We start from the raw sequence: 13,062 nt of genomic DNA on the forward strand, positions 1-13,062 counted from the left end.
TTCCGTCAGCGGCGCACGACCACGGGCCGCTCGGCAGGGGTGCCTCCCGCGGCCACGACCCGGGTGGACGTGATTCCCCGGCGCTCCAGGGCCGCCGAGAGGATGGCGAGGACCAACGCGGAGGCGGCGAGCGCCGCGCCGACCCAGTTGGGCGCGGTGTAGCCGAGGCCCGCCGCGATGACCAGCCCGCCGAGCCAGGCGGACAGCGCGTTGCCGAGGTTGAAGGCGCCTATGTTCACGGCCGACGCCAGTGTCGGGGCTCCGTGGGCGTGGTCGAGGACGCGCTTCTGCAGCGGCGGTACGGTCGCGAAGCCGAGGGCGCCGATCAGGGGAAGGGTCACCGCCGCAAGTGCCTTGTGGTGGGCGGTCACGGTGAACAGGGCGAGTACGACGGCGAGGCCGCCCAGGGAGACGTACAGCAAGGGCATCAGCGCACGGTCCGCGTAGCGTCCGCCGAGGAAGTTGCCGGCGACCATGCCGAGCCCGAGCAGCACCAGCAGCCAGGTGACGGAACCGTCGGAGAAGCCGGCGACCCGCGTCATCATCGGCGCGATGTAGGTGACGGCGGCGAAGACCCCGCCGAACCCGAGCACGGTCATCCCCATGGCGAGCAGCACCTGGACGTTCTTCAGCGCCGACACTTCATGGCGCAGGCGGACGCCCTCCGGCCGGGGCAGGTCGGGCACCAGCCGGGCGACACCGAGCAGGCCGACCACACCCAGCGCGGCGACGAGGGTGAACGTCACCCGCCAGCCCGCGGACTGGCCGACGAAGGTACCGAGCGGAACGCCGACGACGTTCGCCACGGTGAGTCCGCTGAACATCATCGACAGGGCGGCGGCCTTCTTCTGAGGGGCGACCAGTTCGGCCGCCACCACGGCGCCGATACCGAAGAACGCGCCGTGCGCGAGGGAGGCGACCACACGGCCCGCCAGCATCAGCGTGAACACGGGAGCCACGGCGGAGAGCAGGTTGCCCACGACGAACAGGCCCATCAGCAGCATCAGCATCCGCTTGCGGGGGACCTTCGTGCCGAGGGCGGTCATCAGCGGGGCACCGAACATCACACCGAGGGCGTAGCCGGTCACGAGCAGCCCCGCGGTGGGGATGGTGACGCCGAAGTCGTCGGCGACCTCCGGCAGCACACCCATGATCACGAATTCGGTGGTGCCGATGCCGAAGGCCCCGATGGCGAGGGCCAGGAGCGCGAGAGGCATGGAGGAGACCTTTCATATGATTGCGAGTGCGCCTTGCACGCTAGGACAATAATTGCAGACGCGGGATACATGCAAGCGATGGTTACTGCGTTCGTCGCCTATCCTGGACTCAGCCGCTCCGGGAGGATGATCACCATGACTGCGACAGACCCCGCGCTCACGGCCCTCGCCCAGGGCTGGTGCGCCCTCTCGCTCCTGCACGGGCGCATCGAGGCGCACATCGAGCGCGCTCTGCAGTCCGGGCACAGCCTGAGCGTGCGGGAGTACTCGTTGCTCGACGTGCTCAGCAGGCAGCACGACGGCGACGGCGGGCATCTGCAGATGAAGCAAGTGGCCGACGCGGTGGTGCTCAGCCAGAGCGCCACGACGCGCCTGGTCACACGGCTGGAGGACCGCGGGCTGCTCTCCCGCTATCTGTGTCCCACCGACCGGCGGGGCATCTACACGAATGTCACCGAGGCGGGGCTGACGCTCCTGGAGCAGGCCCGGCCCACCAACGACGCCGCACTGCGCGAAGCCCTCGACGAGGCGGCGGAGAACCCGGAGCTGGCACCGCTGGTCCGCGTCGTGGAGTCCCTGAAGGCGCCCGCATAGAGTGCGGTCATGGGAGAACTTGAGATACGGCCCGCGACCGAGGACGACGTCCCTGCCATCGTCCACATGCTCGCCGACGACCCACTGGGCGCCATGCGCGAGTCACCGGACGACCTGTCCCCCTACCTGGCCGCGCTCAAGCGCCTGGCCGGCGACCCCCACCAGCACCTGGTCGTCGCCGTACGGGACGGCCGTGTCGTCGGCACGCTGCAACTGACCCTCATCCCGGGCCTGTCCCGCAAGGGCGCCACTCGCTCCCTCATCGAGGCGGTGCGCATCCACGCCGACGAACGCGGCAGCGGACTCGGCACCCGGCTCATCGAGTGGGCCGTCGACCAGTCCCGGCGCGAGGGCTGTCAGCTCGTGCAGCTGACCTCGGACGCCACCCGGACCGATGCCCACCGCTTCTACGAACGGCTCGGTTTCACCGCCTCGCACGTCGGCTTCAAGCTCACGCTCTGACCGGCGGATGCGGCGACTTGGCGGGAGCGCCCTCCGTTTCACGTGAAACATGGGACAAAGGGCGCTCGACGCCGGCATGTTCGGGTCGTACGAGCGCTGATCAGCGGAGCGCGTTCATCCCTCGCCACCCGTCCGGGTCCACCCCGCCCGGCACCGCCGCCTCCCCGTCGTACGGCGTCCGCGTGAACACGAACGAGCCGAGATCCAGATGGCTCACGGAGCCGTCCGACCGCCGTACGACCGTCAGCGGCTCCCCCGCGTAGTAGCCGTCGAGTCCGGTCCAGGTGCCGTCGCCGTTCGCCCGGAGCCGGGCACGGCGTCCCACGCCCGAGAGCGGCTCCAGTACCAGGTCACCGCCGGTCGCAAGACGCAGGGTGACTCCCTGCGTCCCCCAGTACCACTGCCCGGTGAGCTCAAGAACGGCCGGATCGACCTCCGGCAGCGGCCGCCACGGCTCCGGGATCCGCGGTTCCGCCTCCGCCACGATCCGTACGAGGTCGGCCGCCACCCCCGTCACCTGCGGACCGGAAGTGCAGTTGGCGAGGACGACGGCCGCGACGTCGTCCTCGACGCCGACCGAGAGATTGGCGAGGAAACCCGGGAGGGACCCGGAGTGCCCCACCAGCAGCCGCCCGTCCTGATACTGGACCTGCAGACCGAGCCCGTACGCGGATCCCGCCGCCAGGTCCGCGGCATCGGAGGGCGCGGCGGGCGTCCGCATCTCCCGCACGGACGCCTCGCTCAGCACCCGCTCGTCGCCGCGGGCCAGGAAGATCGCGAAACGGGCGAGGTCGGCGGTGGTCGACCACAGCTGGCCCGCGGGAGCCATCAGACCGAGGTCCTCGGCGGGCTCCGGCATCATCACGTCCGCCCAGGGATGGACGGCCCAACCACCCGCGTGCGGCGCTCGGGGAGTGCCGCTGGTGCGGTGCAGCCCCAGCGGCTCGAGCACCTCACGCCTGAGGACGTCCTCCCAGGGAGCCTGCCGCAACCGCTCGACCAGCGCGCCCAGCACGCTGTAGCCGGGGTTGGAGTAGTGGAACCGGCTGCCGACCGGATGCCGCAGCGGTTCCGTCCCCAGGACGTCGGCCAGTTCGGGACGCAGTGAACCCGGGGTCCGTTCCCACCAGGGCGCTGGGGACTCGGCGGCGAGCCCCGCGGCGTGCGCGAGCAACTGCGCGATCGTGGCCTCTCCCGCTCCCGTGTCCGGCAGGTGTTTCTCCAGCGGGTCACCGAGGGCGAGCCTGCCTTCGTCGCGCAAGCGCAGGATCAGCACGGCGGTGAAGGTCTTGGTGAGCGAGCCGATCCGGTACTGCACGTTCTCGTCCGGTGCGTGCCCGTCCACCGAGGAGCGCGAGCCGTGCCAGACGGCCCGGCCGTCCCGCACGACGGCCGCCACGAGGGACGGCGCCCGTCCCTCGGCCTGAGCGACGGCGATCCGGTGCAACAGGGCTCGCCGCGTGGCGGGAAGCAACTCTTCCTGGGGTGTCGTCATGCCCCCAGTCCACCCGCCGTCCCCGCGCACGTCGAGCGCATTTCCCCCCGCCCCGACGACGCACGGGCGCGGGCCCCGCCGGATCATCCCCGTGACGGCTGTAGGATCTCGCGATCCATGTCATGGCGAATCGCTCTGACCAGTGGCTATTCAGGCTGTCTCACGTCATGTCATGACGAGTTCGTCTCAGGACGCATGTCATTTCCGCGGGTGCCGGCCGAGGTCTTCGGCCAGCACCCGGTGCCGAACTGCTTCTGGTGCGGGTGCGAAGTCTGCGGTTAGAGGTGTCGCCCGGCATGCGCGCGGGCAAGTCGCGCTTGTAGGCCGCCCGCGCGCGTGGAGGGGCAGGTACTCCCCAGCGGCAGCCGGGCGGTGGTGTCCTGGTGCTCTCCTGAGCAGGATCTGGCCGATCATCGACCCGCCGAGCTCGACGGCGAAGTGTCCGGGCCACCGCTCGGGTGCCCCGGACATCTCGCGCTCAAGCTCGTCACGCGGCCGGGGGCCGCCGAGGTAGGTGTGCACTTCTGGCGAGGCGAGCAGCTCGATGAACGCCGCACGGTCCCGGGTCTCGGGCTCACGGAGCACGAGCCTCTCGGTTTTGATCGGCTCAGGCGGCCAAGCCACAGGTCCCAGATCTTCCATCCGCGCGCGCTAACAGGGGACGGGAGACGCTTGACTCCACTAGGCCCGAGCCCCAAACAGCACCTCTAGTCGAGTTCCTTGGGCCCGTAGTGGGCGGCTGCCGCTCCTGTCTCCAAGGCCCAATAACGGTCTCCGTATGACCAGTGCCACCACTCTGTGGGGTAGTTGACCAGGCCGACAGCGGTGAGCGCAGTACTCAGAATGTCCCGGTGAGAGCGAGCAGCGTCGTTGATGTTGTCGGCCTGCGTGTAGCAGGCGCCCGCGCTCTCCTCAGGGGTCGCATTCATACGGGTGCCCATGTCGAGTTCATGGCCGTCGTCATCAGCGAGCGTCAGGTCTGCGCCATGTCCACGAAGCGGGAGTAATGGCCCTGGAAAGCGACGGTGATGGTGGCCGTGGGGCCGTTTCGGTGTTTGGCGACGATCAGGTCGGCCTCGCCCGCGCGGGGGGACTCCTTCTCGTAGGCGTCTTCTCGGTGCAGCAGGATGACCATGTCCGCGTCCTGCTCGATGGAGCCGGACTCACGCAGGTCGGAGACCATGGGCTTCTTGTCGGTGCGCTGTTCGGGGCCACGGTTCAGCTGGGAGAGGGCGATGACCGGGATCTCCAGCTCCTTGGCCAGGAGTTTGAGGTTCCGGGACATGTCGGAGACCTCCTGCTGGCGGCTCTCGGCGCGCTTGGAGCCGCCGGACTGCATCAGCTGGAGATAGTCGATCACGACGAGCTTGAGGTCGTTGCGCTGCTTCAGACGGCGGCACTTGGCGCGGATCTCCATCATCGACAGATTGGGCGAGTCGTCGATGTACAGCGGTGCGGCCGAGACGTCCGGCATGCGGCGGGCGAGCCGCGTCCAGTCCTCGTCCGTCATCGTGCCCGAGCGCATGTGGTGCAGCGCGACCCGGGCCTCGGCGGACAGCAGACGCATGGCGATCTCGTTGCGGCCCATTTCCAGGGAGAAGATGACGCTCGGCAGATTGTTCTTGATCGACGCCGCGCGGGCGAAGTCCAGCGCGAGCGTCGACTTGCCCATCGCGGGGGCGCGCGGCGATGACGATCATCTGGCCGGGGTGAAGCCCGTTGGTCAGCGAGTCGAAGTCCGTGAATCCCGTGGGGACGCCGGTCATCTCGCCACTGCGCGAGCCGATCGCCTCGATCTCGTCGAGTGCGCCCTCCATGATGTCGCCGAGCGGCAGGTAGTCCTCGCTGGTGCGCTGCTCGGTGACGGCGTAGATCTCCGCCTGCGCCCGGTTGACGATCTCGTCCACGTCGTCGTCGGCCGCGTATCCCATCTGCGTGATCCGCGTGCCGGCCTCGACGAGGCGACGCAGCACGGCCCGCTCGTGGACGATCTCCGCGTAGTACTCCGCGTTCGCCGCCGTCGGTACGGTCTGGACCAGGGTGTGCAGATACGCGGCGCCGCCCACCTTGGTGATCTCGCCGCGCTTGGTGAGTTCGGCGGCGATCGTGATGGGGTCGGAGGGTTCTCCGCGCGCGTAGACGTCGAGAATCGCCTGATAGATCGTTTCGTGGGCCGGTTTGTAGAAGTCGTGGCCCTTGAGGATCTCGACCACGTCGGCGATGGCTTCCTTGGACAGGAGCATGCCACCGAGGACCGACTGTTCGGCGTCCAGGTCCTGCGGGGGGACGCGCTCGAAGGCGGAGCCGCCCTCCCACGCGCCGCCGTCACGGCCCCGGTCGTGCTGTTCGTCCCGGCCGGGTCCGCCGTCGCCGCGCCGGCGTGAGGCGGGCAGACGATCACTGGGCCCGCTGTCGGCCCACGGGTCGTCCAAGGGCTCGGAGATACTCACCGACCCACCTCCTCCGTCCGCCGAGCGGACCTCGCCGTGCCCCTCATTTCTAGGCCACGGCACTGACAAATAAGAGGCCCGTCCTCCGGTTGTCGGTGCGTCGGCTTTGTGAGGATTCCGTGCTGCCGGGGCGGAGCGGGCGCCGCACCACGGTAGGCCCGTCTGCACCGTCAGCCAATCTGGTTATCCACAGGCCATGTGGACGAAGACCTCATTGCTGTGGAGAACTCCGCGAAACCTGTGCACGACACGGTGGACAGCCCTGTGAACAAGACCTCGCCCCCCGCGTCGCACCGCCTGTGACCTGGCGTTTCGACGTCCACCGGCTGTGCAGAAGAAAAACTTTTCCGCTCGGGCCAAGATCCTCGGCGAGGACTGACGCCATGAGGCGCACTCACGAGCAATGTAAGGGTCCCAACTAGCTTGCATCTGTTACCTGTGGACGGTTAGGTTGATGGCCATGACACCTGCTCCTGCGGCGTCCCGCTCCGGGCGTCGACGCCACGACCGGGAGATCGTCACCCTCGCCGTCCCGGCCTTCGGCGCGCTCGTCGCCGAGCCCCTGTTCGTGCTGGCCGACAGCGCGATCGTGGGGCATCTCGGCACGGCGCAGCTGGCCGGTCTCGGCATCGCCTCCGCCCTCCTCACCACAGCCGTGAGCGTGTTCGTCTTCCTCGCCTACGCGACGACGGCGGCCGTGGCCCGCCGGGTCGGCGCGGGCGATCTGCGCGCCGCCATCCAGCAGGGCATGGACGGCGTCTGGCTCGCCCTGCTCCTCGGCGCCGGCGTCATCGCCCTCGTCCTGCCCCTGGCCTCCCCCATCATCGAGCTCTTCGGCGCCTCGGACACCGCCGCCCCGTACGCGATCACCTATCTGCGCATCTCGGCGCTCGGCATCCCGGCCATGCTCGTGGTCCTGGCCTCGACGGGGGTACTCCGGGGGCTTCAGGACACCCGTACCCCGCTCTACGTGGCCGTCGCCGGGTTCGTCGCCAACGCCGTCCTCAACCTCGTCCTGGTCTACGGCGTGGGCCTCGGCATCGCCGGCTCGGCCTGGGGCACCGTGATCGCCCAGTGTGCCATGGCCGTCGCGTACCTCTTCGTGGTGGTGCGCGGCGCCCGTCGGCACGGGGCCTCGCTGCGCCCCGACGCCGCAGGCATACGCGCCTGCGCGCAGGCCGGGACACCCCTGCTCGTCCGTACGCTCTCACTGCGGGCGATCCTGATGATCGCCACTGCGGTCGCCGCCCGTCTCGGCGACGCGGACATCGCCGCGCACCAGATCATCCTGTCGTTGTGGAGCCTGCTCGCCTTCGCCCTGGACGCCATCGCCATCGCCGGGCAGGCCATCATCGGCCGGTACCTCGGCGCGGAGGACGCCGAGGGCGCCCGGGAGGCCTGCCGTCGCATGGTGCAGTGGGGCGTCGCCGCCGGGGCCGTCCTGGGGGCGCTGGTACTGGCCGGCCGTCCGCTGTTCCTCCCGCTGTTCAGCGGCGACCCGGTGGTCCACCACGCCGCGCTGCCGGCGCTGGTCATCGTGGCGCTGTCCCAGCCGGTCTCCGGCGTGGTCTTCGTCCTCGACGGAGTCCTGATGGGTGCGGGGGACGGCCCCTATCTGGCGGGCGCGATGCTGGTCACGCTCGCGGTCTTCACGCCTCTGGCGCTGCTCGTCCCCACGCTCGGCGGCGGCCTGACCGCCCTGTGGGGGGCGATGACGGTGATGATGGTCATGCGGTTGCTGACGCTGTGGCGGCGTTCCCGCTCGGGCCGCTGGATCGTGACAGGCGCCACCCGTTGACCGTCTCCTCCGCCTGACCGTTCCTCGTTCGATCGTTCCTCGTCCGACCGCTTACCGCCTGACCGTTTCCTCCGTTTCACGTGAAACATCGGCATACGACAGTGGGGCCGCACCCGAAGGTGCGGCCCCACTCACCGTTGCCCCACTCACCGCTACGGCAAGTGGTCACAGCATGTGCGGCGCTCAGGCCGCGACGACCTCGATGCTGACCTTGGCGGCCACCTCGGGGTGCAGACGCACGGACGTCTCGTGGGCGCCCAGCGTCTTGATCGGCGCGCCCAGCTCGATGCGGCGCTTGTCGACCTCGGGGCCACCGGAGGCCTTGATCGCCGAAGCGACGTCGGCCGGGGTGACGGAACCGAAGAGACGGCCGGCATCGCCCGAACGGACGGCCAGACGGACCTTCACGCCCTCGATCTGGGCCTTGAGCGCGTTGGCCTGCTCGACGGTCTGGATCTCGTGGATCTTGCGAGCACGACGGATCTGCTCGACGTCCTTCTCGCCACCCTTGGTCCAGCGGATCGCGAACTTCCGCGGGATCAGGTAGTTACGGGCGTAGCCGTCCTTGACATCGACGACCTCGCCCGCGGCGCCGAGGCCGGAGACCTCGTGGGTGAGGATGATCTTCATGAGTCGGTCACCCTTCCCTTATCGCGCGGTGGACGTGTAGGGCAGCAGCGCCATCTCACGGCTGTTCTTCACGGCCGTGGCGACGTCACGCTGGTGCTGCGTGCAGTTGCCGGTCACGCGGCGGGCACGGATCTTGCCGCGGTCGGAAATGAACTTCCGCAGCATGTTCGTGTCCTTGTAGTCCACGTACGTGACCTTGTCCTTGCAGAATGCGCAGACCTTCTTCTTCGGCTTGCGCACAGGCGGCTTCGCCATGGTGATTCTCCTGTGTGATCAAGAAGTTGGGGTGTGCCCCGCCTCCGACCGCAGGACCCGTGGGGTCCGAGGTCTAGAAGGGGGGCTCGTCCGAGTAGCCGCCACCGCCACCGCCGCCGGAGCCGGAGCCACTGCCGCCGCCCCAGCCGCCGCCACCCTGGTTGCCGCCGGCGGGAGCGCCGGTTGCCCAGGGGTCGTCGGCCGGAGCCCCGCCGCCGCCCTGCTGGCCGCCGCCGGGGCCGCCGCCCCAGCCGCCGCCACCCTGGCCGCCGCCACCGCCCTGGCCGCCGCCGCCGTAACCACCCTGGCCGCCTCGGCCGCCGGAGGTCTTGGTGACCTTGGCCGTGGCACTGCGCAGGCTGGCGCCGACCTCGTCGACGTCGAGCTCGTAGACCGTGCGCTTGACGCCCTCACGGTCCTCGTAGGACCGCTGCTTCAGCCGGCCCTGCACGATGACGCGCATGCCTCGCTGGAGCGACTCGGCGACGTTCTCCGCCGCCTGACGCCAGACCGAGCAGGTGAGGAAGAGACTTTCGCCGTCCTTCCACTCGTTGGTCTGGCGGTCGAAGGTGCGGGGAGTGGACGCGACGCGGAACTTCGCGACCGCCGCACCGGACGGGGTGAAGCGCAGCTCGGGGTCGTCGACGAGATTGCCGACGACCGTGATGACGGTCTCGCCTGCCATGGGTGAACCTCTCGGCGGGTTTGCTGGTGCTGCTACTCGAATCCCGGGACCGACCGAGCCGGGTGGCTCAGTGGGTCTCGGGGCGGAGGACCTTGGTCCGGAGGACCGACTCGTTCAGGTTCATCTGGCGGTCGAGCTCCTTGACGACCCCGGGCTCGGCCTGGAGGTCGATGACCGAGTAGATGCCCTCGGGCTTCTTCTTGATCTCGTACGCGAGACGACGACGGCCCCAGGTGTCGACCTTCTCGACCTTGCCGCCGCCATCACGGACGACGGACAGGAAGTTCTCGATCAGCGGGGAGACCGCGCGCTCCTCGACATCGGGGTCGAGGATGACCATCACCTCGTAGTGACGCATGTGAAACCCACCTCCTCTGGACTCAACGGCCACGGTCGTTCCGTGGCAGGAGGGTTGCGATGCGTTGGCACCGACATCCGTGAGTAAACCAGGCCCCACTGACAATCGGGGCCCGCTCGGCGGAAGCGGCCGGACCGCGGCCCGGCCCAAGTCGGCGCAGAAGCTACAGCCTACCCGCCCACCGCCGTACGGTTGAAATCCGGGCGTGAGGGCACGCAATCTGTAGGCATCGGGCTGTCCAGGACGAAGACGCACCGCTTCTTCGGCAGGAGGTTCCCCATGGCACAGATCATGCGACCCGCCAGGCCCCACAACGGACTGCTGGCCACCGACGGCAAGGCCCACCCTCTTCAGGACACGCTGCTGGCCGTGACCCTGGTGCTCGGGGTCGTGGCCCTCGTCACCGCCGGTTTCCCCCGCCTGCACATACTGACCGCGTGCACCGGCCTCGTGGGCGTCCTGACCGGTGGGTACGGCCAGTTCATCTCGGAGACCACACGGGAACGCTTCGGGCTGGTCGTCGGTCTCGGCGCCGCCGCGATCGGCCTGTACTTCGGCATGGCCCACGGTGGGTTCGCCGGCGAGTTCAACGGCTTCGTCGGCGGCTGAGCCACCGGCGGAACACCGCCGGACCAACGGCGGAACACCAAGGAACGCGCCACTCCGCGACAGGCGACGGGGCGCGTCGCGGACCCGTACGGCCCAGTGCCAGACGGGGCGCTCTCGGGGCGCAGTAGGCTTCGGCGCGAGAGCCGGAGCCCCTGACCCCATGGGGACACACCAGCCCGAGGAGCGCCCCGACATGAGCCTGACCCTGAGGACGATCAGCCGCGAGCAGCATCTGGCGTACATGCAGAGCCTGCCGTCGGCGAGCCACATGCAGGTTCCCGCCTGGGCCGACGTCAAGGCGGAGTGGCGGTCGGAGAACCTCGGCTGGTTCGACAGGAACGGCCAGCTCGTCGGTGTCGGACTCGTCCTCTACCGCCAGCTTCCCAAGATCAAGCGGTATCTGGCGTACCTGCCCGAGGGCCCGGTGATCAACTGGTACGCGCCGAACCTGGACGAGTGGATCCAGCCGATGCTGGCCCACCTCAAGCAGCAGGGCGCCTTCTCCGTGAAGATGGGCCCGCCGGTGATCATCCGGCGCTGGGAGGCCACCTCCATCAAGCAGGGCATCCAGAACCCGGACGTCAAGCGGCTGCGCGACATCGAGGCGGACCACATCGAGCCGCGCGCCTTCGAGGTGGCCGACAAGCTGCGTCGCATGGGCTGGCAGCAGGGCGAGGACGGCGGGGCCGGCTTCGGCGACGTGCAGCCCCGCTACGTCTACCAGGTGCCGCTGGCCAACCGGTCGCTGGAAGAGGTGCACAAGAACTTCAACCAGCTCTGGCGACGCAACATCAAGAAGGCCGAGAAGGCGGGCGTCGAGGTGGTCCAGGGCGGCTACCACGACCTGGAGGAGTGGCAGCGGCTGTACGAGATCACGGCCGTGCGCGACCATTTCCGGCCGCGCCCGCTGTCGTACTTCCAGCGCATGTGGTCGGCCCTCAACAACGAGGACCCCAACCGCATGCGGCTGTACTTCGCCCGGCACAACGGAGTGAACCTTTCCGCTGCGACGATGCTGATCGTGGGCGGCCACGTCTGGTACTCCTACGGCGCCTCGGACAACATCGGCCGCGAGTTCCGTCCGTCCAACGCGATGCAGTGGCGGATGCTGCGGGACGCTTACGCGCTCGGCGCGACCGTGTACGACCTGCGCGGCATCTCCGACTCGTTGGACGAGACCGACCACCTGTTCGGCCTGATCCAGTTCAAGGTGGGCACGGGCGGGCAGGCGGCCGAGTACCTCGGCGAGTGGGACTTCCCGCTCAACAAGCTGCTCCACAAGGCACTCGACATCTACATGTCGCGCCGCTGACTTCCCCCGGCGCCCTCCCCTCCGTGCGGCGGGTCCGCCACAATCTCAACCCCTGGGTCTCTTCGCATTCCCTCGCACCTGAAGACACCTCAGCCATCTCAGCCACGAGAAAGGTTCCGGGACCGGCCATGGCGCTCACGCTCTACGTCGACACCGCGCGCTGGCGGGCACACCAGAAACACGTGCAGGACCAGTTCCCGGGGCTCGTCCCCGTCTGCAAGGGCAACGGGTACGGCTTCGGGCACGAACGGCTGGCCGAAGAGGCCACCCGCATGGGCTCGGACATCCTCGCCGTGGGTACGACGTACGAGGCCGCCCGCATCAAGGACTGGTTCGGCGGCGATCTGCTGGTGCTGACGCCCTTCCGCAGGGGCGAGGAGCCCGTGCCGCTGCCCGACCGGGTGATCCGCTCGGTCTCCTCGATCGACGGGGTCTACGGACTGGTCGGCGCCCGGGTGGTCATCGAGGTGATGTCCTCGATGAAGCGGCACGGAGTGAGCGAGCAGGACCTGCCGCAGCTCCACACCGCCATAGAGAACGTGCGGCTGGAGGGCTTCGCCATCCACCTTCCGCTGGACCGCACCGACGGCTCGGACGCCGTCGAGGAGGTCATCGGCTGGATGGACCGGCTGCGCGCGGCCAGGCTGCCGCTGCACACGATGTTCGTCAGCCACCTCAAGGCCGACGAACTGGCGCGGCTGCAGCAGCAGTTCCCCCAGACCAGGTTCCGGGCGCGGATCGGCACCCGGCTGTGGCTGGGGGACCACGAGGCGACGCAGTACCGGGGCGCGGTCCTGGACGTGACGCGCGTGGCCAAGGGGGAACGCTTCGGCTACCGGCAGCAGAAGGCGGCCACCGACGGCTATCTCGTCGTCGTGGCGGGCGGTACGTCGCACGGGGTGGGTCTGGAGGCGCCCAAGGCGCTGCACGGCGTCATGCCGCGAGCCAAGGGCGTGGCGCGGGCCGGTCTGGCGACGGTCAACCGGAACCTCGCGCCGTTCGTGTGGGCGGGCAAGCAGCGCTGGTTCGCCGAGCCGCCGCACATGCAGGTCTCGATCCTCTTCGTCCCGTCGGACACCACGGAGCCGAAGGTCGGTGACGAGCTGGTGGCCCATCTGCGGCACACCACGACCCAGTTCGACCGGATCGTGGACCGCTGACGCGCACGATCCCCCCAGGGGGCGCTCCCAGAGCCCC

At 69.3% G+C, this 13,062-nt stretch carries 12 protein-coding genes and 3 pseudogenes; 6 read left to right on the forward strand and 9 right to left on the reverse strand.

Annotation, left to right across the window (positions count from 1 at the left end; all coding sequences use genetic code 11):
* Nucleotides 1–5: 5 nt before the first annotated feature.
* Entirely contained in the window at nucleotides 6–1,217 is a 1,212-nt protein-coding gene (locus QFZ64_RS17670; RefSeq protein WP_307066842.1) for an MFS transporter, read from the reverse strand.
* 135 nt (nucleotides 1,218–1,352) lie between these two features.
* Between QFZ64_RS17670 and QFZ64_RS17675 the strand changes: the two genes are divergently transcribed.
* Entirely contained in the window at nucleotides 1,353–1,811 is a 459-nt protein-coding gene (locus QFZ64_RS17675) for a MarR family winged helix-turn-helix transcriptional regulator (RefSeq protein WP_307066843.1), read from the forward strand.
* A gap of 9 nt (nucleotides 1,812–1,820) precedes the next feature.
* The gene (locus tag QFZ64_RS17680) at nucleotides 1,821–2,273 is read left to right on the forward strand and encodes a GNAT family N-acetyltransferase (protein ID WP_307066845.1); all 453 of its coding nucleotides are present in this window, start codon (nucleotides 1,821–1,823) and stop codon (nucleotides 2,271–2,273) included.
* A gap of 100 nt (nucleotides 2,274–2,373) precedes the next feature.
* On the opposite strand, the gene QFZ64_RS17685 is transcribed toward QFZ64_RS17680, so the two are convergent.
* The 4 genes and pseudogenes from QFZ64_RS17685 to dnaB form a co-directional block, all read right to left on the reverse strand.
* Nucleotides 2,374–3,768, reverse strand: a complete 1,395-nt coding sequence (locus QFZ64_RS17685) for a serine hydrolase (RefSeq protein ID WP_307066847.1) — start codon at nucleotides 3,766–3,768, stop codon at nucleotides 2,374–2,376.
* 351 nt (nucleotides 3,769–4,119) lie between these two features.
* A pseudogene (locus QFZ64_RS17690) lies at nucleotides 4,120–4,410 on the reverse strand (GNAT family N-acetyltransferase); the annotation flags it as partial.
* 65 nt (nucleotides 4,411–4,475) lie between these two features.
* Nucleotides 4,476–4,760: pseudogene (locus QFZ64_RS17695) on the reverse strand (M15 family metallopeptidase); the annotation flags it as partial.
* Nucleotides 4,742–6,218, reverse strand: a pseudogene (gene dnaB, locus QFZ64_RS17700) (replicative DNA helicase). The pseudogenes dnaB and QFZ64_RS17695, both read right to left, overlap by 19 nt.
* Nucleotides 6,219–6,678: 460 nt before the next feature.
* Here dnaB and QFZ64_RS17705 point away from each other — a divergent pair.
* Nucleotides 6,679–8,016, forward strand: a complete 1,338-nt coding sequence (locus QFZ64_RS17705) for an MATE family efflux transporter (RefSeq protein ID WP_307066849.1) — start codon at nucleotides 6,679–6,681, stop codon at nucleotides 8,014–8,016.
* A gap of 183 nt (nucleotides 8,017–8,199) precedes the next feature.
* Here QFZ64_RS17705 and rplI read toward each other — a convergent pair whose 3' ends face one another.
* The 4 genes from rplI to rpsF all read right to left on the reverse strand — a co-directional run bounded on the left by rplI (nucleotide 8,200) and on the right by rpsF (nucleotide 9,944).
* Nucleotides 8,200–8,646 (reverse strand): 50S ribosomal protein L9, encoded by a 447-nt coding sequence (gene rplI, locus QFZ64_RS17710; RefSeq protein ID WP_006141324.1) that lies wholly within the window; start codon nucleotides 8,644–8,646, stop codon nucleotides 8,200–8,202.
* A gap of 18 nt (nucleotides 8,647–8,664) precedes the next feature.
* Nucleotides 8,665–8,901 (reverse strand): 30S ribosomal protein S18, encoded by a 237-nt coding sequence (gene rpsR / locus QFZ64_RS17715; protein ID WP_003949403.1) that lies wholly within the window; start codon nucleotides 8,899–8,901, stop codon nucleotides 8,665–8,667.
* Between the two features lie 73 nt (nucleotides 8,902–8,974).
* Nucleotides 8,975–9,586: a single-stranded DNA-binding protein gene (locus QFZ64_RS17720; RefSeq protein WP_307066851.1), complete on the reverse strand. Its 612-nt coding sequence runs from the start codon at nucleotides 9,584–9,586 to the stop codon at nucleotides 8,975–8,977.
* A 67-nt stretch (nucleotides 9,587–9,653) separates the two neighbouring features.
* Nucleotides 9,654–9,944 carry a 30S ribosomal protein S6 gene (gene rpsF / locus QFZ64_RS17725; RefSeq protein ID WP_006141322.1) on the reverse strand — a complete coding sequence of 97 codons (291 nt, stop codon included), beginning with the start codon at nucleotides 9,942–9,944 and terminating at the stop codon, nucleotides 9,654–9,656.
* 279 nt (nucleotides 9,945–10,223) lie between these two features.
* On the opposite strand from rpsF, the gene QFZ64_RS17730 reads away from it, so the two are divergent.
* From QFZ64_RS17730 to QFZ64_RS17740, 3 genes are all read left to right on the forward strand, one after another.
* Nucleotides 10,224–10,553: a hypothetical protein gene (locus QFZ64_RS17730; protein ID WP_307066854.1), complete on the forward strand. Its 330-nt coding sequence runs from the start codon at nucleotides 10,224–10,226 to the stop codon at nucleotides 10,551–10,553.
* Nucleotides 10,554–10,746: 193 nt separating this feature from the next.
* The gene (femX, locus tag QFZ64_RS17735) at nucleotides 10,747–11,865 is read left to right on the forward strand and encodes a peptidoglycan bridge formation glycyltransferase FemX (protein WP_307066856.1); all 1,119 of its coding nucleotides are present in this window, start codon (nucleotides 10,747–10,749) and stop codon (nucleotides 11,863–11,865) included.
* Nucleotides 11,866–11,993: 128 nt separating this feature from the next.
* Entirely contained in the window at nucleotides 11,994–13,025 is a 1,032-nt protein-coding gene (locus tag QFZ64_RS17740; RefSeq protein ID WP_307066858.1) for an alanine racemase, read from the forward strand.
* Nucleotides 13,026–13,062 lie beyond the last annotated feature (37 nt).

It is taken from the genome of Streptomyces sp. B3I8 (assembly GCF_030816915.1).
GTDB lineage: Bacteria > Actinomycetota > Actinomycetes > Streptomycetales > Streptomycetaceae > Streptomyces.